Origin of the sequence: Streptomyces sp. 3N207 (assembly GCF_052246355.1) — a bacterium.
GTDB lineage: Bacteria > Actinomycetota > Actinomycetes > Streptomycetales > Streptomycetaceae > Streptomyces.
The window spans coordinates 1-20,290 of the sequence record NZ_JBQQBV010000033.1 but is presented as its reverse complement, the minus strand read 5'-3'; the positions used below and the strand labels follow the sequence as shown (position 1 = coordinate 20,290).

Sequence of the window (20,290 nt, the reverse complement as noted above, 5' to 3'; positions counted from 1 at the left end):
GCCACGCTCGCCCACAGCGGCCTTCAGGCCCTCAATGAGCCCACGGTGCGCGCGGGGGTCCGCCGCAGGAGGACACCTACTCGCACTCTCCGGCCTCGACAGGCGAACCCCTGCTGTGGGGCCGGGGGCTGCGTGACGCCGGGTGGGCAGAGGAATCAGCAGTAGGGCGATACGTTGCCGTTCTCGACGTTCACCCCAAGGCCGCAGGCGCCGTGGTAGCCATTGTTGAACCGCCATTCGCGGTCAGCTGTTTCTCCCCCTTCTTCGTCATATGGGCGCACCAGCGCTGTGAACTGATACTTGCTGTCCGACTCCGCCTGCTTGAGCCGTTCGAAGGCTTGGTCGAGGGTCATGCCCACACGTGTGGTTCCGATAGGTGCGACGCCCCAGAAGGGATGGTCGTATTCCTCGGGTTCCTCCATGGTGCCGTCGATGTCCGCCAGGACACGAACGGAGGCGGGCCCCTCTTCCTCCATAGTGTTGTAGACGAAGATCCACTTGGTCATCTTCGACATGTCGCGGGTCGGCCCCTGCGGTGACTCACCGGAAGCCACCCAGAGAACAGCATCGGGATACTTCTCCTGGACCTTCCGCGTTGCCTTGTCTGCGAGTTCGTCGAGCGCCGTGGCGGCATGACTCGGAGGCTGGGCAGGACCAGCCGCAGCCGGGGACGGAGTCGGCTCTGTTGTCACGCTCGCTCCTACCGCCGAGGCCGGCATCGAGAGCCCGCAAACCACCACAGCCGCGACCACAGCAGACTTCATCTTCAAGATGCGCTCCTTCTACGCCACGTCACTGGACTGCTCCGCAGACCTGTCTTCGAACCTGCGGAATGCGGCAGCCGTCCCAGTGCTACCCGCGCTCTTGGTCGGAGGGGCCACGCAGGAGCGCTCTTCGCCCGGAGGGGAAGGCAAACCCATCTTTAGAGGTCGTTTTCACCTGGTTCACTCCGCTCCACATGCCGCAGGGCGATAGCCACGTCTCCCGAGTGTCAGTGTCGCCAGCGGCTCAGCGAGAGAATTCGCCGATACCGATACCTCTTGGAGTGAGACAGGCTTCCAGTGATGAGTCTGGCAATGCAGACATTCGGCGGATCCCGCTGGACACGTTGAGGCGCCAATGCCTCAGAAGTCCCTCTTGCCACCGGGAAGAGTTGGGATCGAACAGACTCCACCGATGAAAACGGTCTCTTACGGCCGAGCAGGTCTCAAGCGGTCACTGCCCGGATGCCGCCGCTGTTGGGGTGAGGGTGGTGCATGCCGGGCCGGGGCGAGTGCTCTGGTGCGCTCCTGGTGCGCCGGGTGGGGTCTGCGGGGGCTGTGGGGATGGTGACCGCGTCTGGGTCGTCGTAGATCGGGAGCGGTGGATGTCTGTGCGGATGAGGTCGGGTCTGGCCGGTGTGGTGGCCGTGCTGGCGTGTGTGGCGGCTGCGCCGCCCGTATCGGGTACCGCAGTCGCCGCCGCCACAGCGGCGGGGGTACCGGGGCCGGTGGGGGTGCGGAGTTTGCCGAACGTGCCGTCGAAGGCGGTGGCGGTGGCGCAGCTGGGGAGCCGGCAGTGTCGGGGGGTATGACCGCACCGAGTTCCAGAACCCGGGGGAGGGGGCGTGGAAGGTGTGGCCGGGCGCGCAGAAGTGCACGACCCGGGATCTGGTGATGAAGCGGGACGGGCAGCAGGTCAAGCAGACGAACAAGAAGAAGCCGTGCGAGGTCACCTCCGGCCGGTGGGACAGCCCGTATGACGGCAAAGAGTCAGCTACACCAAGGACGCGGATGTCGATCACATCGTGCCGCTGAAGAACGCCTGGCAGTCCGGAGCCTCGAAGTGGACCCGCACCAAGCGGGTGGAGCTGGCCAACGACGTGGTCGACCCGCAACTGCTGGTCGTCTCCAAGACCAGCAACACCGCCAAGGGCTACAAGGGCCCCGAGGCCTGGAAGCCGCAGGCCGACTTCCAGTGCACCTACGCCAAGGCGTGGACGAAGGTCAAGCACACCTACGCCCTGACCGTCACCTCCGCCGAGCGGACCGCGCTGGAGGGCATGCTCCACACGCCGGGCTGCTCCTGACCCCGTTCGGGCTGTTTCAGATCCCTGTGCTGCCGGGGAGAGCTGCACAGCCAACGGCGGGCACTGCCGCACTGCCTCTTCCTCTTCCGGGCGTGGCGATCAGCTTCGGCACCCCCCCGGCCCCCTTCTCACCCCCTCTGTCAATCGTGCAAGGAGCAGACGATGGCCGTCATCAAGGACCTGCTGAAGACGCTCAGCAACGAGGATCAGAAGAACAAGGCGAAGTTCACCCTCGGGGTGCTCCAGCGGCTCGCGACGACCAAGATGGATGAGTTCAACCAGGAGGCGATGCTGCTGCCCACTGCGTCGTTCGGCCCGGTCCGGGTCAAGGCGGAACCGTACGACTTCCGCACCCGGATGTACTTCAAGGTCTCCGAGACGCCGAATGAGAAGTTCAAGAACATCTTCGACAGCATCTTCAACGGCACGGACCCGGACTTCAAGAAGATCATCGGCGATCTGCTGAAGACCGGTCTTGATGTGCTGCTGGGCAACGTCAGCGCGGGGGAGTACCGACAGACCGACAGCTTCGTCACCCTGGACGGCGAGAACATCATCCGTGTCGACTCGCTGCTGTGGAACTACAACTTCAACTCCTACGGGCTGACCGCGGCGGCCGAGAATGCCTTCGCCTACGGCGTGTGTCTCTCGACCGTCAAGGCCGAAGAGGTCAGCGACCACCTGCTGCATCAGATGATCGACCACATGGTCAACAAGATGACCGGCCTGACCCCGGAGCAGAAGAAGCAGAAGAAGAAGGAGCTGTGGGAGAAGTTCCGGCCCCAGAAGGAGGCCATCGCTGCCAAGCGGCTGAAGCTGAACGCTCTGACGGCGCTGGTGAATGAGAAGGTGTCCGACCCGAGCGGGATCGCCCGGGACCCGAAGAGCGGGATGCTGTACTTCGCCTGCCCCGACAGCGGCCAGGTCTGGCAGGCCGCCGGCGATACCGTCCAGCAGCTCCCAGGGGAGCTGAAGTTCGACCGGCCGACCGACGTCGCATGCCACCCCGCCGGCAGCAACGCCGACTACGTGCTGATCGCTGAGCACGGCGGCGCACGCGTCCGCCTCTTTTCCAAGGGCCTGCTCAATACCGTCTTCGACGGAACCAAGCAGGCGGGCGGGGGCGCTCAGGCGCCGGTCCGGCCGTCCAAGGTGACGCTCAACCGTGAGGGTGTCACGTTCGTGGTCGCCTACCAGGACGGCGACTCCAAGCCCCTGCGGATCATCACCATCCCTCCGGGCGGCGGGGAGGTCACCGTCCACAAGCAGGAGGAACTGAAGTTTGACGACACCGAGATCTCCTCTGAGGTCCACGGCATCATCCCCTCGGGCACAAGCGATGTCATGGTGGCCCTCTCCGGTACCGGCGTGGTCGGGAAGAAAACTCCCACCGTCCCCAAGATGACCCTGGCGTGCGGCAGGGGCGAATACCACGGGGATGGAGAGCAGGCCCTGGAGGTCCGGCTGCGCTACCCGTGCGGTCTGGCCGCCGACCACGAGAACAACCTTTACATCGCCGACGCGCACGACGGGCAGGAGCCGGAGACCTCGCGCGTGCGCAAGCTCTCCCCCCAGGGCGTGGTGACGACCGTGGCCCGCGGCGCGAACATCCACGCCGTGGAGGTCGATGGGCCCGGCCGCGTGCTCTACACCCTCTCCGACAGCCACGACGCCCCCCGCCGCCGCTTCAAGGCCCACCCCCTGCCCGCCCCCCTCCCCAGCTGACCCCCGGAGGGAGTGCAGCGGTGGCCAGCATCCACGAGGTGATCAACAGCTTCGCCGGATCCCCCGGGGACAAGCAGCGGCTGGCATTCGTCCTCGGCGCCCTCGACCGCCTCGCCCGCGCGAAGACGGAAGCCTTCCGCCGCAGCGTGCGGATGCTGCCCACCGCCCCCTTCGGCACCATCAGGATCAAAGCCGACCCCACCACCGTGCGCGCCCACACCTACGTCAGAGTCGGCCAGGTGAACCAGGCCCAGTTCCAGCGCGCCTTCGATGAGGCCCTCGCCTCCACCGACACCGACTTCCGGGAGGCGATGGCGGCCATCCTGCGCGACAGCCTCGACGCGCTGCTCGGCAACACGGCTGCGGGGGAGTCCCGCCGGGACGAGAGCCTGATCACCATCGACGGCGATCACATCGTTCGCGTGGACGCCATGCTGTGGCTGTACACCTTCGACGGCGCCGGCCTGACAGCGGACGTGCACAACGTCTTCGCCTACGGCATCGCCCTCTCCGCGGTGAAGCTGGATGAGGTCAGCGACGAACTGCTGCGGCTGATGGTGGCTCACATGGTCAACCGGATGAAAGGCCTCACCCGCAGCCAGCGGGAACAAAAGCGCAAGGCCCTCTACAACCGGCTCCAGAAACACAAGGACGGCACGGCGGAGAAACGCAAGCGGCTGGCCGCCCTGGTCCGCGACGTCAACACCAGGGTGCAAAACCCCTTCGGGATCTCCGTCGCAGCCGATCGCACCCTCTACCTGGCCTCACCTGATACGGGCCGCATCTGGCGCATCGCCCCCGGAGAAGAGGCCACCCCGGCCGCCGGAGGCGGCACCAGCTACCAAGACGGCATCCCCGCCCTCAAAGCGAAACTCGACCGGCCCACCGACGTCATCGCCCACCCCACCACAGGCGGCTTCGTCATCGCCGACTACGGCAGCGCCCGCCTGGTCAAGGTCGAAGCCGACGGAACGCTCCACACCCTCGCCCACGGCTCTCAACTCCCCGGCGGCAGCGAGCAATACCCCCTCGTACCCGCCCGCCTGGCCGCCGACCCCCACGGCGTCCTCCACGTCATCGCCTACCAGGGCGACACCCCCCAAACAGACCTCCGCCTCCTGCGCCTCCCGCCCCAGGGGGAAGCCTCCGTCATCAAGCAGCAAGACCTCACCTCTCCCTGCCCTTTGCTGTACGCCGTCTTCGGCGTCACCGTGCGCCCCACCGGCCGCCCCCTGTTCGGCTTCTCCGCCTGCGGCACCGTCGACGACATTCCCCCCGGCAACACCACCCCCGTGCACGTGGCCGGCGGCGGCCAGGACACCGGCGACGGCGTACCCGCCCTCACGGCGCGCCTGTTCGCCCCCTGCGGACTCGACCTGGGCCCGGACGGCACCCTGTACATCGCCGACGGCTGGTCCGGAGAATCCTATGAAGAGGTCTCCCGCGTACGCGCCGTCACCCCGGGCGGCACGATCACCACACTCCTCAACGGCAGGAACTTCTTCGCCGTCGCCCTCGACAGCCCAGGCAAGACCATCTACGCCCTCGACGACCGTGACGACCACGGCCGATACCTCCTCGCCCACGCCCTGCCCCGCTGACTCGGCCAGGCTGGCCTGTGGGTAGGGGGTCGAACGCGTGGCAGGTCGGTTGTTCCCCGGCGCGGGGAGTGGCCGGCGCCGTGTCGCTGAAGCTCCTATAGATCGTCAAGCGGTCTGTGGGAGTGGTTTGGTGGGGTGGGTGACATAGGGTAGGTGCCGGTAGATCTCGCGGGCGACGAACCGTTTCAGGCATCGGACGATGTCCTTCTTGGCCATCCCTTCGGCGGTGCGTCGGGCGACGTAGTCCTGGGTGCGCTGGTCGTATTTCATGCGGACCAGCACGATGGTGTGCAGCGCGTTGTTGGCCTGGCGGTCTCCGCCCGGTTGAGACGGTGGCGGTTGGTGCGGCCGGAGGACGCGGGCACGGGGGCGGCCCTGCAGAGGTGGGCGAAGGCGGCTTCGGAGCGCAACCGATCGGGGTTGTCGCCCGCGCTGGTCAGCAACTGGCCGGCGGTCTCGGGGCCGACGCCGGGCAGGGTAATGAGCCTGGGGGTGGCCTGGGTGACCAGCGGTCCGATCTCCCGGTCGGCTTCCTTGATCTCCTCGTCGAGCACCTGGTAGCGGCGGGCGAGCCGCCGCAGCACGGTCTTCACCGCGCAGGCCGGATCAGCCAGTTCGCCTGCCGGACGCGAGCGGGCCAGCGTGTCGACCAGCTCGCGTGCGGGCAGCCCCCGCAGCTTGTCCCGGACGTCGGAAGGGGCGGTGACGATCAGGGTGCGGATCTGGTTGATGGTCTGGGTGCGGGCCTTGACCGCGCTCTTGCGGACCACCCGCAGGGCCCGGATCGCCTCCACGATCCCGTTCCGGGTCTTCGGCGTGCCCGCGGCCCGCCCCGACAGGACCGCGGTCGCGGCCGCGTAGGCATCGATGGAGTCGGACTTGCCGTTCTCCCGCCTGGCCTTGCGATCGGGCCGGTCCACCTCCACCACTGTGACCTCGTTTGCGGTGAGGAACCGGGCAATCTCTGCGCCATAGGCACCGGTCCCCTCGATCCCGACAGCCAGGACCTCGCCGTGCGAGCGCAGCCAGTCCAGCAGCCTGTGGTAGCCGTCCGGGGTGGTCTCGAATTGCTGGGTGGCCAGATGCCGGCCAATGCTGTCGATAGCCGCGGCCTGGTGGAGGTCGGCGTGGGTGTCGATCCCGCCGACCACCGCTATGTCCTGTGCTGCCATGCTGTTGTGAGCTGCCCTTCCAGCGCGCGCCGATGGGAGGGCGCGGGCCGGTCGGGCAGACGGACAAGACAGTGATGGGACCTCTGGCCGGGCTCCTATGAAGTCACGGACGCCCGACCGGCCACACGCCAGGCGGCACCGCCCGGCAGGCCGACGATTCCAGCCAAGGACAGCCGAAGCGTCAGTCAGTCGGAGAGCCAGACCCCCGAGCGGTGCCATGGCCAATCCTCACTGTCAGTCGCCGATCATGCGATTCCGGTTCCGTCGCTGGACGTACAGGCGATTGCCGTCCGGACCGGTCCACTCCAGCCGCACGACACCGGGCACGGCGGCGTCGGCGATGCGCGAGGGGTGGGACCAGTAGCCGAAGTTCGGGTTGCGGAAGAAGGTTGCCCACGGTTGGCCGTTGCGGTCTGTGAAGAAGTTGTTGTGGCCGATGCCGACGCCCGCGGTCCACCGCTGGGAGTAGGGGCCCTCGAGGTTGTCCGAGACGGCGACGATCGCGTCGTATTGGTACTGCACGCGGCCGGGGCCTGGCGGGTCGTAGGCGTGGCGAGTGCTGCCGTCGGGATTGGTCGAGGTCCGGTTCCACGCGGCGTGCAGGAGGTAGTACTTGCCTCCGTACTTGAACATGTACGCGCCTTCGAGATATGGCTCGGGCGAGTACGGGGTCTGCTGGAACTCCGGGAGGTTCGTCGGCGGGAGGATGTCCTCCATGTCGTCCCGGAACCTCGCGTACAGGTCGTTGTGCAGCACCAGCCACGCGTCGCCGCCCTCGGTGTAGAGGCTGCCGTCGATGTGGTGGTAGGCGCCGGGCTCGATGAACTCCGTTCCCCTGGCGACCGTGTCGCCGAAGGGCTTGTTGAGGTTGCCCTCGACGAGTCGGTACGGGCCTTCGAGCCCGCCCTCGCTCACCAGCATGAACGAGCCGACCTTCCGGGAATGGTCGCCCATGCACGCGACGATGTACCACCTGCCGCGGAAATGGTGCACCTCCGGGGCCCACGCCTGGCCGCGTTTGCCGAACCGCTCGTCGTGCCAGTACTCCTGCCACTCGGCGACGACCGTACATCCGGGCCGGTTCTCGTCGGCGAACTCGGGTGACCACACCTTGCCCCGCTCGGCGCTGGGCCGGATACCGGTCGTGTCGACCAGTCTCCACGGTCCCCGTAGCGACCGGGACACCCACACGAAGATGCCGTCGTTCCACGGGGCGGCTGCCTCGAGGCCGGGCACGCGGGTGGTGCCGGTGGCGACATAGAGGGGGAAGCCGTTGACGACGAAGCAGTTGACGTAGGTGTCCCGGATCCAGACCCGGCCGCGCTCCTTGTCACGGGCGCGCAGCTCGAGCGGGAGGATGAAGGAGTTGTCCTCACGCGGCCACAGATCCGACCCGGTGTCCGCAAGGCCGTAGGGGCTCAGGTCGGACCTGTTCGACGGGTACCGCCGCATCGGTGCGACCTCCTTCGGTGTCGCCTGTGCAGCGGTCGCGGGCAGCGCCGCCACTCCCATGGAGCCGGCGACACCGGCCAACAAGGAACGCCGGGCGATGTGCGTCCCGTTCTCGGAGCTGATCATCAGTCACGTCCTTCTTCGTATTTCAGGACGCCGGTGCCCATGTCTGGGGGGAACCGGCGGCGGGAGGTGGCTTCTTTTGCCGCTCGCGCGCCGTGCCGATGACTTCGTGTGCGGCGTTGACGGCGGCTGTCCCATGGGCGAAGTGGCGGGCGAAACCGATGCAGACCGCCCCGCCTGCCCCCAGGGGTGAGGGTCAGCTTCCCTGCCGGACGGCCGCGTTCGAGCTGGGCGGCATAGGGCGGGGAGGCGACCAGGGCGCCGCTGGTAATGGGCTTGACGATGCAGTACAGGTACGCCCAGGAGAGCCCGCTGAGGTCGTTGAGCCTGCTCCGGCTGAGCGGGCCGTGTTCTGCGCAGCGGTGAGTCCGAGCACGAGCTTTCTGCGTCCCTGCCCGGGGTGTGTCAGAGGGCCGTCCTGGGATGGCATGCCGCACAGCATGTGAATGGCCGACAGTTTTCGTCAACAGAACGGAAAAATAATCCGGAGCCTTCCGCGCTCCGACTGATCCCCATGCCGCAGCTATTTCCGCAGGTCGCAAAGAAGGTCGGGAGGCAAGTCAGGGCGTTACGATTGCGTAACGGCTTTGCGTGGTCGTGCGTCATGGCATGACCATTTCCGTCAGCAGCAGAAAGGGGCGGGCCAGCCCTTGCGGAGCGTTGCCAGCTCGCCGGCCGGCTCGCCGTGGCCACCTACCAGGTCATCCAGGGTGTGAGTGGGTGGTGGGGTGGCATCGGGTTGGGTGTCAGCCGGTCTTGTCTGGATGATGGCTTACTGAGCTGGTCTTTTTCTGGTTGATCTTGGCTGTCGTGGGGTGACCAAGCGGCTGTCGCGGGACGCCTGTTGGGGCTAGCACACCTGGATGCCGGCTGTCGTGGGATTGCTCATTCCTGTGTCCGTGTTACGGGTGGGGGAGTGGGGTGGTGTGATGGCTGCCGAGGGCGCTGTCACGTTGGCTGGTGGGATGGGATGATCTCCGGGTTGATCATGGTGGAGGGGAGTCGTCCATGGGGAACCCGGTGCCGTCGTACAGGGGTCACCGGTACCCGGTCGAAGTGATCTCCCACTGTGTGTGGCTGTACTTCCGCTTCCCGCTGTCGTTCCGCGAGGTCGAGGAGCTGATACTCGAGCGCGGAATCGTGGTCTCCTACGAGACGATCCGCCGCTGATGTGTGAAGTTCGGGCAGCAGTACGCCAACGCACTGCGCCGCAGGCAGCCAAGGTCTGGCGACAAGTGGCACCTCGACGAGGTCTTCATCAGGATCAATGGCGAGCTGAAGTATCTGTGGCGGGCCGTCGACCAGGACGGCATGGTGCTCGACATCCTGGTCCAGAAGCGGCGGGACAAGGCCGCGGCCAGGCGATCCTTCCGCAGGTTGATGAAGAAGACCCGAGCGGTGCCGCGGGTGGTCGTCACCGACAAGCTCCGCTCCTACAGCGCCGCCCACCGCGAGGTCATGCCCTCCGTCGAACACCGCTCCCACAAAGGCCTGAACAACCGAGCCGAGAACAGCCACCAGCCCACGAGGCAGTGCGAACGGGCCATGAAAGGCTTCCGTTCCGCGAGCGGGGCGCAGCGGTTCCTCTCCGCCTTCAGCGGCATCTCACCCCACTTCCGGACCCGGCGGCATCTGATGACCGCCGCCGAACACCGCCTCGAAATGAGCGTTCGCTTCACCATCTGGGACCACATCACCCAAGGCACCGACCTGCCAGCAGCAGCCTGACCTTGGACCCCAGACCCGGCCCCACCCCATCCCGACACGCCCTCAGACGATCACGCACCCGCTAACGTGACAACGCCCTCCTCGTCAACAATGCCGGTACAGCCCGGCCGGGCCCGTTCTCGGCGGTGCCCACCGAGGACGCCATGGCCACGATGCGGCTCAACTGCGATGCCGTCGTCATGCTGGCGCATGCCTTCCTGGCGCGCGCCCGGCGCGGAGACGTGCTCGTCAACGTCTCCTCGGCCCTCGCCCCCACCCCCGGGCCCGCGGTCTGCAGCACCGGCAACGCCTTCGTCACCGCGATCTCCGAGGCTCTGTGGCACGAATAACAGGGCCGGGGCGTCTACGTGATGGGCCTGTGCCCCGGCATGACCTCGACCGAATCGCAGGCCCCATCGCACGCGCACGCCCTGAAGAGCCTGGCCCAGACCCCGGAGGAGCTGGTGGCCGCAGCCCTGAAGGCACTGCAACGGCGCCGGCGGCCCACCGTCGTCTCCGGCATCGGGAATTCCCTCTTCGCCTTCGCCGTCCGCGTCCTGCCCCGCCGCACCATCCTCTCCATGACCGGCGAGCCGATGCGCGGCAAGGCAGCGGCGGCACCAAGCGAGCCGGGCCGGACCGGTCAGCGGACGACGCGGTGAAGCGGAACTCGTCGGTCGTGGGCGGATGGACCTCCTTCAGCGGCCACCGGACCGACGCAGGTCGTCGAGCAGGGCGCGGGCCCGCCGGGCGAACTCGGGGTGGCCGGAGTCGGCGGCGCGGAGCAGACAGCGCCTGGCCAGGTCGGTCTCGCCCGCCTCGCGGCGGATCTCGGCGAGCCGGCAGCACGCTTCGCCGACCAGTTCGGCGTCGCGCGTCCCGGTGGCGAGGGTGAACTCGTAGAAGCGGGCCGCGGTGTCGTACTCGCCCAACCAATAGGCCATCTCGGCCAGGTGCGCCGCCGCCAGGGGGCGCTGGCCAGGATCGCCCAGGTCGAGGACCGCCTGGTACCGACGGCGGGCCTCGGGCAGGTCGCCGGCGGCCTTGGCCCTCCCCCCGAGCAGGCAGGTGATGCCCGCGAGCGCCGCGGTGTCCGGCTCGCCGGGGGCTTCGAGGGCACGCCGGTACCACGCGTGGGCCTCGTCGCCCTCGTCCCTCCGGTTGTAGCTCTCACCGATCCGGGACAGGGCGCGGCACACGAGACCGGTGTCGAGGTCAGTCACGCGGTGGAAGACGGAGCGCGCCTCGTCGATCTCACCGGCGCGCAGCAGCCGCTCACCGAGTTCGAACTCCGCGACCGGGACGCCGGTCCGGGCGGCCGCGCGGAACAGGCCCAGGGCCTCCGGCCCGTCACCGGCCCACCGGATGTCGGCGAGCCGGCCGTGGAGCAGCGCCTGCGCCGCGGGCTCGTCCCCGGCCTCGCGCGCCGCCGCGAGCAGCCGCTTGCGGGCCAGCAGGCGTACGGCGAACGAGGGGTGGTCGGTGAGCTGTTCGTAGCGGTGCCGCGCGCGCGTGGACTCTCCGGTGGACCGGAGCCGGTCGGCGGCGCGCAACTCGGGCGGGCCGGTCTCGGCGGGCGCCTCCAGGGTTACCTCGGCGTACCGGAACGCTCCGGGGCGATGCCCCATGGCCGCGCGGGCCTCGGCGTAGCTCGATGCCGCCTCCAGCGCGCGCTGCTGAGAGCCCGCCCCGGCGGCGCGGGTGAGCGCCCGGGCTGCCACCTCGTCCTTCTCAGCCTCGTACGCCTGTGCCGCGAGGGCCAGTTGCTCGTCGGCGTCGGTTACGGGGACCGCAGGCGGGGGCGTGGCGTCGTCGTGGGTGGAGCGGTAACCGCCGTGTGGGAGCGCGTAGTAGCGGGTGCGGTAGCCGCCGAGGTCGTCCGCGCTCGCGTGCAGGTTCAGCCCCGTGGGCGCCTCGATGCCGAATGCCTTGGCCGTGTCCACCAGCAGGCGGGACAGCGCGGAGGCCCCCGCCGCGCCCGCGCCGTGTGCTTCGGAGTGGTGGCTCACCGGCCCCTCGCCGGCGTGCCAGTGGTCGCAGGACGAGGCCAGTGCCGACTCCTGGATCCAGCCGAGTGCGGCCAGCTCTTCGTCACGGGGCCGGCCACTGCGCGGATACAGCGCGAGCTCCAGCTGGGTTCCGCAGGCCAGATGGAACGTGACGGGCCCGAAGGTTCCGGGGATTGCCGCGTGCAGCGCGAGGGACAGCTCCACGTCGAGCGCGCGGGTCGCGGCGGGGAGGGGGGCCAGGAACGCGCCGAGCGAGTCGGCGAACTCGTCCCAGTCCTCGGTGCGCGCATAGCCGGGGAGTCCAAGGCCGTCGTTGGCCGGGTCGTTCGGAGAGTAGGCCAGGAACGCGGTGATCGGCCGAGGTGCCTCGCCAAGCTTTTCCAGCCAGTGCTCGCTCGGGGCCTTGGGCTGGAGCACCAGCTCCGGGCCGTCCTCACCGGCGCTCAGTTCGAGAGAGTTCGGCCCGTCGGGCCGGTGCCAGCGGCGGAACGGACTTCCCCAGGCGGGCGGTGCGGTGGAGAACGGCGCCTGGTCCCCCCAGCAGCCCAGCAGCGCGGCGGGTCCGAGCACGCCGGTCACCACCTCGGCCGTGTGCCGGAACGCGTCCGCCTTGGCACCTGGGCCTGCGGGCGCGGTCAGGGGGATGTGCAGCGCGGCGTGGTCTTCTGTGCCGAACCAGTGCCGCTCGTCCGGCGCCACCGGGCGGAGGCGGGCGGCGGGCAGTTCGGCCAAGGAGGTCAGGTCGCCCTCGCGCCATGCGCCGGTATCGGCGGTCCACAGGCGTCGCACGAGGTCGGCTATCACCTCGTCAGCCGGCAGCGGTGTCGCTTCACTCGACATCGCGGTTCTACTCCATCAGGTCCCTCGTCATCAGTGCACGGTCACGATGTCACGCCGGTCTGCGGGGGCCTCCTGCGGGGTTGCTCGGTGTCACCTTCCGGCGCGCACCTGCGGTTGCTTCGTGATCCTCAGGTACCGCAACGGCCGTCGGGTAGTGGCTTCCGGAGGACACCCGGGCCCGGACCCCGGATTTTGGACATCGGAGAGACCTGGATCTTGATGGTCCAGGAGAACGGAGTCCCTGTGGGGATGAAACACTATCCCGCCGAGTTCAAGGCGGACGCGGCCGCGTTGTACCGGTCGAGGCCAGGAGCGACGATCAAGTCGGTCGCGGCTGATCTCGGGTGAACACCGAGATGAGGCTGATCCTTTGGAGTGGACGCCCTGACAATGGATCTTGATGGTCCAGGGAGGGATGTCCAGGTGGGACGTAGGTCTCCGTATCCGGAGGAGTTCAGGAAGGACGCTGTCGCGCTCTACCGCGCTGCGGCCGGGCAGCGGCGTACGTGGCGGTGGCCGCGGATCTCGGCATCACCGCGGAGTCGCTTCGGACGTGGGTACGCAAGGACGAGGCCCAGGCCGTGCCCGAGGGCCGCGACGGCAGCGTGAGCGCGGCCCAGGAGCTGGCCCGGCTGCGTGCGGAGAACGCTCGGCGGTTCTGTCACAGTGAAGAGACGGACCGGTCAACGAAGCAGGTGAAGCAGAGCAACGGAGACCAAACGATCATGCCCCTCGAACCCTCCCGCAGGCCGGACAACGACCTCGACGCGGCTGTTTCCGTCTTCGTGCAGCACCGGAGGCGTCTCTTCGGCATCGCCTACCGCGTGCTGGGCAGCGTCGTCGAGGCCGAGGACGTGGTCCAGGAGGTGTGGCTGCGGTGGCAGCTGACCGACCGCTCGGTGGTGGACAACCCGGCTGCCTTCCTGTCCAGCATCACGACCCGCCTGGCCATCAACGTGGCGCAGTCGGCGCGTGTGCGCCGGGAGACCTACGTCGGGCCGTGGCTTCCGGAGCCTGTCGACACGAGCTCCGACCCGGAGGTGGGGGCGCAGCGCGCGGAGGCCCTGGAGCTGGCGCTGCTGCTGGTGCTGGAGAAACTGCCCCCCACCGAGCGCGCCGCATACGTCCTGCGCGAGGCGTTCGACTACTCCTACGCCGAGATCGCCGGCATCCTCGACCTCACCCCCGTCAATGTGCGGAAGATCGTCAGCCGGGCCCGTAAGCACCTGTCGGACGAGCCACGGGAAAGCGTGGACGCGGCCGAGCACCGACGCCTCCTCACCGCCTTCGTCTCAGCGGCCCGGACGGGGGACGTGGCGGCGCTGGAGGCGCTGCTCGCCCCCGATGCCGTGAGCCTGTCGGACGGCAACGGCATGAGGGGCTGCGCTCGGGTACCTGTGCTGGGCCGCGAACGCGTCGCCAGGCTGTCGTCCTACCGGCCGTTCTGGCGGGGAGCGGACTTCATGCTGGTCGACGCCAACGGAAGTGCCGGGGTGATGGTCGGCAAGGGCGGCAGGCCTTTCGCCTTCCTGACGGCGGCCGCCTCGAAGGACGGCATCCACCAGCTGCTGTGGGTGATGAGCCCGAGCAAGATCGCCGCGTTCCTCGACTCGCGTGCCCGCTTCGAAACCACCTCCGGCCCTGCGCCGGACGGTGAGTGACCGCGGCAGCGTGACAGCCGCCGCCACGGTCACGGGCTCCGGCCCGAGCCGAGGGCACCGTGTGTGCGACGTCGGTTCCAGGACCGCAGCTTGTCGGGGTTGAGCGTGACCCAGACCTGGGCGACATGGTCGTCGGCGACGTCGAGACTGATGACGGCGGCGACCTGACAGCCGTAGCGGGCGACGAGGCCGGTACGGCCGTTGACGGACTGCGCGGTCAGACCGGCGCGTGGGCGACCGGCCAGGAGTGTCAGCAGGCTGTCGGCGACCGGCCGGCTGCCGTGGACCGGACCGGTCAGCGCCCGTACCTTGCCGCCACCGTCGAAGAACGCGATGACGTCCGAGCACAGCAGAGACGCAAGCAGGTCGCCGTCCTGCGCTGCGCATGCCCGAAGCACCGCATGGGCCACGGCATCGTGCTGCTGCGGTGTCGTGGGCTGCGAACGCCGAACCCGCAGCCACTGCCTGGCCCGGTCGGTGAGTTCGGCGACCTCCGGCTCCGTACGGCCCACGATGTCGGCCACCGTGCCGGGGGCCATCCCGAAGGCGTCGAGCACGAACGCCGCCCGCTCGGCCGGCGACAGCGACTCCAGCGCGTCCAGCACGATCCGGCCGGCGTCCTCCGCCACGCCCGTCGACCGTGCCGCGTCCTCCTCGTGCCCGGACGTCCCCCCGCCGGACAGTGCGAGCCGGCTCAGGCAGATGGCACCCGAGGTCTTCGCCAACCACGCCCGGGGAACGGTGATCCACCGACGCACCGCATCGGGAAGTTCGTACCAACGGCGGTAGGTCTCGCCGACAACGTCCTCTGCCTGCGCCAGGTTGCCCAGCATCCAGTTGGCAACCTCCAGCAGAAACCGACGTTCCTCCAGCAGCTCGGCGATCGGCACCGCCTCGCCCCGGTCCATACGCCCTCCTCTCCCACACCGCCTGCTCGCATTGATGCCGTCGGTCTTCGGCTCCGCCTCCGAGACGCGCCTCGACTGGGCAGTGCGGACGGGACAGGCCCGGGGGGTGGGGCGGAATGACGGACGGTGAACGCCGTGCGGCACGAGGGCGCAGAACCCTGCCCGGCACAACTCTGAAGGTCAGCCCTGGCCGCTCGGCGCCCGCTCCCTCACGGGGGCAGGGGTGGCCCTCTCCTGTCGGCAAGGGCCACCCGCTGGGTCACGACTGCTGCGCGCGCCAGTCGTCATACCCGGTCTCGGCGATCTGCGCGTCCGGCCCCGGCAGGAGGGTGGTCTCCTGCAACGGGGCACCCCAGTACCGGGCCTGCGGGTCCGTGACGACCGTGCGGGGGTCGTTCTCGGCGTCGAGTACCTTGCGGATCAGTTCGTCGAGCTGGAACGCCTCCGGACCCGCGACCTCGACCACGCCGCCCACCGGGTCGCCGATCGCGGTGCGGCCGACGGCCGCGGCCACGTCGTCGGAGAGCATGGGCTGGATCTTCACCGGAGCCAGACGCACGGTGTCGCCCTCGGTGGCCGAGTCGGCGATCCCCTTCATGAACTCGAAGAACTGGGTGGCGTGGACGATGGAGTAGGGGACGCCGGAGTCCTTGACCAGGTCCTCCTGGGCCTGCTTGGCGCGCAGGTACCCGCTCTCCTGGAGGCGCTCGGTACCGACCACGGACAGGACCACGTGGTGGGTGACGCCGGCCGCGGCCTCCGCCTTCAGCAGGTTGGCCGTGGAGGTGCGGAAGAACTCCATGACGGCGCCGTCCTCGAACGAGGGGGAGTTGGACACGTCGACCACGACCGACGCGCCCTTCAGGACCTCGGCCAGCCCTTCGCCCGTCAGCGTGTTGACGCCGGTGTTGGGCGCGGCCGCGACCGCCTCGTGCCCGTGCTCGCCGAGCCCGGCGACCACCTTCGAGCCGATGAGCCCGGTTCCACCGATCACTACGACCTTCATGACGACATTCCTTTCGGGTTTCCTGGTGCCTGTACCAGTAGAGACAGGACCGGGGCTCTATCTGTGACAGGGGTTTATTCGACGAGTTTTCCCTGGGCCGAGACCTCTTCAATCAGGGCGGAAATCTCGTCGGGGACGGGCGGAATACTCTCACGGGTGATACCGGCGGTCGGGGACCACACGAGGTTGACCCTCAGTTCGGGATCCAGGCTGGGATGGTCGCTGCGGTTGTGGCAGCCACGGGTCTCTCGCCGCTCCAGCGCGGATTCGAGGGTGGCCCGCGCGGCCAGTGCCGCGGACTTGAGGTCGAAGGCGTGCGCGAGGTCCTGGTATCCGGCGATGTCGGGGTGCACTCCGACATCCGCCATCCGCTCCTCGATCACCGAGAGTTCCGCGAGCCCGGCGCGCAAACCCGCTTCGTCGCGTACGACTCCGGCGTGTTCGGTCATCGTGTCGCGGATCGCGCGCTGCAGGGCACGGACGTTCTCCGGTCCGTCGGCCGCCAGCAACTCGTCCATGTCGGCGCGAGCCTCCGCGACCGCCGACGCCGACCGCGGCTGGGCGCTCAGCGACTGCGAGTAGGCGGCGGCCGCCCGGCCCGTGAGACGACCGAAGACGAGCAGCTCGATGAGGCTGTTCCCGCCCAGACGATTGGCGCCGTGCAGCCCGCTGGATGCCTCGCCGATGGCATACAGGCCACGCACGTCGGTGCTGTGGTCCTCCGGGTGCACCCACACCCCGCCCATCGAGTAGTGCGCGGTGGGCGCGATCTCGATCGGTTCGCGGGTGATGTCCAGCATCTGCAGGTCGAGCAGGGTCTGATAGACCCGGGGGAGCCGGGTCATGATCGTCTGCCGGGGCAGGTGGGAGACGTCGAGCCAGACGCCGCCCTTGGGGGTGCCGCGTCCCTCCTTGATCTCCGTGTACGAGGCCGGGGCCACGCGGTCGCGGGTGGACAGCTCCATGCGTTCGGGGTCGTAGCGGGTCATGAAGCGTTCCCCGAGCGCGTTACGCAGGACGCCGCCCTCACCCCGGGCGGCCTCGCTGACCAGCGTGCCGGCCGCGTTCTCCGGCTCGATGATCCCGGACGGATGGAACTGCACCAGCTCCGCGTCCCGCAGCCTGGCCCCGGCCTCCACGGCCAGACGGAAGGAGTCGCCCGTGTTCTCGTCGCGCCGCGAGGACGTCGACGCCGGCCTCGGCCAGCTCGATCGCCGCCCGCAGACCGGCACCTCCGGTGCCGATCACCAGCACCATGGTGGCAAGACGTTGTTCGTTGACGGCCACGGTCCACTCCGATCGCCTGGGTCTTCACTCACTACGACCGGACGGCCCCGCGATCTGTGACAGCCGGCCGTGGCATCAGGAGGCCAGTGTGATGGTGGTCGGCGTACCCCGCCACGCCATCCTCGCGTAGGGGCAGAGCGAATCTGCCCGCTCCAGGAGCGGGGCGGCGGCCTCGGGGGTGACACCAGGCCACCTGACCACCAGGTCGACCTGTAACAGGTAGCCGCCGTCTTCGGGGTCCCGGCCGAACGCCACGGTCGCCTCGACGGCGATCGCGGTGGGATCGGACACGGTCTGTCGTGCCACCAGGCTCAGCGCCCCGTGGAAGCATGCGGCGAACGCGGCGGCGAACAGCTGCTCGGGATTCGTTCCCTGGCCGTCTCCTCCCAGTTCGGCAGGGGTGCGGAGATCCAGATCGAGGACTCCGTCGTCCGAGCGGGCCTTACCCGAGGCCCGCCCGTGTGCCGCTGAACCGCCGGTCACCGTCACCGTCGTCGTGTAGAGGGGAGCGAAGGACTCTCCGTCGAAGTCCTTCTCGGCGGGCAGGTTGGGCTGCTGAATCGCCATGATGAGGGCACCTGCGCGTCGTGGCGTCGATCCGGACGACTGGTAGACCGGAGAGTCCCGTCTCTTGTGACGCCCGTGCCTGTGCGGTCACCCGTGCCATCCGTACCACTCGCGTGCCTGCGCGACCGTCGCCGCGTGGACCGCGCCGACACCCGTGCCACCGTCACCGCTGTCACCGGCCTGGCCGGCTGACCCTGGGAGCCCATGTGACAACACCCCCTCTCCACGCCGTTGAACCCTTGGCCCCGCCGCCCCAGGTGGAGTGGAAACTGCGCATCGCCGCAGCACAGCGCGGCATCTGGACCGGGACCCAATTGCGCCGCCTCCTGGCCGAGCGTGCCGGTATCGAACTGTCCGCGGCATCGGTGTCCGCGCTGCTCACCAAACAGCCCTCCCAGGTGAAGCTGTCCACCCTGGCCGCACTGTGCACCGCCCTCGACTGCACCCCCGGCGACCTGCTCACCATGCACGAACCACCCCCAACCCCCTCGCTGCCCCCTGCCCCCGACCCGGTCCCCACGCCCCCACAACAACCCCCACCCCACCACCGCTCTCTGCCACCGCTGTGACCGCACCCCGCCCCGCCCCGAACCCACCCACACCCACCGCCGTCACGTCCCGGACGACCAAGGACACCTGCCCGGCCTGCCACCGCCTGCGCCGGCTGCGCCCCGACACCGGCCGCTGCGCCTGGTGCTCACGCACCTGCACCCTCTGCGGCGCTCCGCGACGGTCCACCCAGGACCTGTGCGCGGCGTGCCGACGCCGCTCCGCCGGACGACCGGCCCTGGGCCCGTGTCAGCACTGCGGGCGCCGACGTGTCCTTAACGCAGCGACCCAGCGCTGCCGGGCCTGTACCGATTCCGCCACCGCACCACCCCCAGCACGCTGTGAGGGCTGCGGTACCAGTGGCCAGTGGGCCAAGGGCCTGTGCAAGCGCTGTTACGAGTACTCACCGCACACCGTCACAATCCGCGCGGTCGGCTGGGCCGAGCGCATGCCCGCCCCACCACCCTGGTGGAGCGACTTTGCCGAGCACCGCCACCCCATCTACGGGGCCGACGTCGTCGCCACCACCGCACGCCTGATCCTTGCGACCACGACCGGCGACCCGGGCACACTGCTCGCACACGCTCACAGCAACGCACCCGAACTCGTCGGAGCACTCACCGACTTCTTCCACACCCACGGCCACCTCGACCCGCCACCAGGCCTCACCGACCGGCGAGCAGCAGCCCGCCGCACTCGCCGTATCGAGGCTGCCCCCGCCCCATTGCGCCGCCAGGTCGAGGGATTTGCCGACTTCCTGCTGCTCCAGCGCGAGCAAGCCCAGCAGCTCGGGCTACACCCCAACCAACTTAAGACCATCGAGATCCGCCTGGAGGCCATCCGCGACCTGGCCCTCCACCTCCACAGCGAGGGACATAAGAGCTGGACGAGCGTCACCACCGCCCACCTGGAGTCCTTCCTCGCCCTCGCCCCGGCACGCCGCGCCTCCCGACTCGCGGGCATGCGCCAGTTCTTCGCCTACGCCCACCGCTCCAAGGCCATCCTCCACAACCCAACCGACCCGGTAACCGCAGTACAGCAGAGGGGATTTCACGGACCCACCCTCACCCCAGCCCGGCAGCGCACCCTGTACAGGCGGTGGGCCACCAACCACGAGATCCACCCACACGAGGCCTTCATCGGCCTCGCTGCTCTCCTGCACGCAGCAACCATCACCGAGCTGCGCCAGCTCACCGATGCCGGCATCGACCCCCACCGCCAGAGCGTCCGGTTCCCCGGCAGGTCAGTGCATCTCCCGCTGGACGGCGCGACCTGGAAGGCGCTGCAACGCTGCCAGGAGCACCGACACCGACTCAGTACGGACAACCCCCACCTGCTCGTCACCAGGCTCACCCGAACACACCGCGGACCCGCCGGCGCCGCACACATCCGCGACAGTCTTGCTCCCGTCGGCCTCCTGCCGCGCATCCTGCGCTCCACGCGCCTGTGATGTTTGGCGTTTGGTTTTCAGTGGTTCGGCGTGAGGGGTTCAGTGCGGCTTGTGGCCGCGCGGCCTGGGGGGTTGCTGATGGGCGGCTGCGCGCACTGAAGATCAGATGCCGAGTTGACGCTGAAGGCTGCCGTCGAATCTCGATGAAGACCAGGCGCTGAGCGT

Annotated in this window: 12 protein-coding genes and 7 pseudogenes; 10 read left to right on the top strand and 9 right to left on the bottom strand. The window is 69.0% G+C overall.

Going from position 1 to position 20,290, the window contains the following annotated elements:
* Positions 1 to 155: 155 nt before the first annotated feature.
* Positions 156 to 770, bottom strand: a complete 615-nt coding sequence (locus ACTWP9_RS33395; protein WP_443250072.1) for a hypothetical protein — start codon at positions 768 to 770, stop codon at positions 156 to 158.
* Between the two features lie 1,007 nt (positions 771 to 1,777).
* On the opposite strand from ACTWP9_RS33395, the pseudogene ACTWP9_RS33390 reads away from it, so the two are divergent.
* The 3 genes and pseudogenes from ACTWP9_RS33390 to ACTWP9_RS33380 form a co-directional block, all read left to right on the top strand.
* Positions 1,778 to 2,068 (top strand): annotated as a pseudogene (locus tag ACTWP9_RS33390) (GmrSD restriction endonuclease domain-containing protein); the annotation flags it as partial.
* 162 nt (positions 2,069 to 2,230) lie between these two features.
* Positions 2,231 to 3,793 carry a hypothetical protein gene (locus ACTWP9_RS33385; RefSeq protein ID WP_443250071.1) on the top strand — a complete coding sequence of 521 codons (1,563 nt, stop codon included), beginning with the start codon at positions 2,231 to 2,233 and terminating at the stop codon, positions 3,791 to 3,793.
* Between the two features lie 20 nt (positions 3,794 to 3,813).
* A complete protein-coding gene (locus tag ACTWP9_RS33380) occupies positions 3,814 to 5,394 on the top strand; it encodes a hypothetical protein (RefSeq protein WP_443250070.1) in 1,581 nt (526 codons plus the stop codon).
* A gap of 105 nt (positions 5,395 to 5,499) precedes the next feature.
* Here the strand turns inward: ACTWP9_RS33380 and ACTWP9_RS33375 are convergent.
* Positions 5,500 to 6,566: pseudogene (locus ACTWP9_RS33375) on the bottom strand (IS110 family transposase).
* A gap of 234 nt (positions 6,567 to 6,800) precedes the next feature.
* On the bottom strand, positions 6,801 to 8,144 hold the full coding sequence (locus ACTWP9_RS33370) for a family 43 glycosylhydrolase (RefSeq protein WP_443250069.1): 1,344 nt from the start codon (positions 8,142 to 8,144) through the stop codon (positions 6,801 to 6,803).
* Between the two features lie 1,005 nt (positions 8,145 to 9,149).
* Between ACTWP9_RS33370 and ACTWP9_RS33365 the strand changes: the two are divergent.
* The 3 genes and pseudogenes from ACTWP9_RS33365 to ACTWP9_RS33355 all read left to right on the top strand — a co-directional run bounded on the left by ACTWP9_RS33365 (position 9,150) and on the right by ACTWP9_RS33355 (position 10,510).
* A pseudogene (locus ACTWP9_RS33365) lies at positions 9,150 to 9,869 on the top strand (IS6 family transposase).
* A gap of 89 nt (positions 9,870 to 9,958) precedes the next feature.
* Positions 9,959 to 10,198, top strand: a pseudogene (locus ACTWP9_RS33360) (SDR family NAD(P)-dependent oxidoreductase); the annotation flags it as partial.
* A gap of 39 nt (positions 10,199 to 10,237) precedes the next feature.
* Positions 10,238 to 10,510: a hypothetical protein gene (locus tag ACTWP9_RS33355; protein ID WP_443250068.1), complete on the top strand. Its 273-nt coding sequence runs from the start codon at positions 10,238 to 10,240 to the stop codon at positions 10,508 to 10,510.
* A gap of 36 nt (positions 10,511 to 10,546) precedes the next feature.
* Here ACTWP9_RS33355 and ACTWP9_RS33350 read toward each other — a convergent pair whose 3' ends face one another.
* Complete coding sequence (locus ACTWP9_RS33350) at positions 10,547 to 12,697, bottom strand: tetratricopeptide repeat protein (RefSeq protein ID WP_443250067.1); 2,151 nt, start codon at positions 12,695 to 12,697, stop codon at positions 10,547 to 10,549.
* A gap of 423 nt (positions 12,698 to 13,120) precedes the next feature.
* Between ACTWP9_RS33350 and ACTWP9_RS33345 the strand changes: the two are divergent.
* Both ACTWP9_RS33345 and ACTWP9_RS33340 read left to right on the top strand, forming a co-directional pair.
* Positions 13,121 to 13,350, top strand: a pseudogene (locus tag ACTWP9_RS33345) (transposase); the annotation flags it as partial.
* A 72-nt stretch (positions 13,351 to 13,422) separates the two neighbouring features.
* On the top strand, positions 13,423 to 14,358 hold the full coding sequence (locus ACTWP9_RS33340) for a sigma-70 family RNA polymerase sigma factor (protein ID WP_443250124.1): 936 nt from the start codon (positions 13,423 to 13,425) through the stop codon (positions 14,356 to 14,358).
* Between the two features lie 29 nt (positions 14,359 to 14,387).
* On the opposite strand, the gene ACTWP9_RS33335 is transcribed toward ACTWP9_RS33340, so the two are convergent.
* The 5 genes and pseudogenes from ACTWP9_RS33335 to ACTWP9_RS33315 form a co-directional block, all read right to left on the bottom strand.
* Complete coding sequence (locus ACTWP9_RS33335) at positions 14,388 to 15,266, bottom strand: RNA polymerase subunit sigma (RefSeq protein ID WP_443250066.1); 879 nt, start codon at positions 15,264 to 15,266, stop codon at positions 14,388 to 14,390.
* Positions 15,267 to 15,525: 259 nt separating this feature from the next.
* Positions 15,526 to 16,272, bottom strand: a complete 747-nt coding sequence (locus ACTWP9_RS33330) for an SDR family oxidoreductase (protein ID WP_443250065.1) — start codon at positions 16,270 to 16,272, stop codon at positions 15,526 to 15,528.
* Between the two features lie 74 nt (positions 16,273 to 16,346).
* Positions 16,347 to 17,459, bottom strand: a pseudogene (locus ACTWP9_RS33325) (FAD-binding protein); the annotation flags it as partial.
* A gap of 21 nt (positions 17,460 to 17,480) precedes the next feature.
* Positions 17,481 to 17,529, bottom strand: a pseudogene (locus tag ACTWP9_RS33320) (hypothetical protein); the annotation flags it as partial.
* A 105-nt stretch (positions 17,530 to 17,634) separates the two neighbouring features.
* Positions 17,635 to 18,126 (bottom strand): Ohr family peroxiredoxin, encoded by a 492-nt coding sequence (locus tag ACTWP9_RS33315; protein ID WP_443250064.1) that lies wholly within the window; start codon positions 18,124 to 18,126, stop codon positions 17,635 to 17,637.
* Between the two features lie 206 nt (positions 18,127 to 18,332).
* Here ACTWP9_RS33315 and ACTWP9_RS33310 point away from each other — a divergent pair, with 206 nt between their 5' ends.
* A complete protein-coding gene (locus tag ACTWP9_RS33310; protein ID WP_443250063.1) occupies positions 18,333 to 18,695 on the top strand; it encodes a helix-turn-helix domain-containing protein in 363 nt (120 codons plus the stop codon).
* A 428-nt stretch (positions 18,696 to 19,123) separates the two neighbouring features.
* Positions 19,124 to 20,125, top strand: a complete 1,002-nt coding sequence (locus ACTWP9_RS33305) for a hypothetical protein (RefSeq protein ID WP_443250062.1) — start codon at positions 19,124 to 19,126, stop codon at positions 20,123 to 20,125.
* Positions 20,126 to 20,290: the final 165 nt, after the last annotated feature.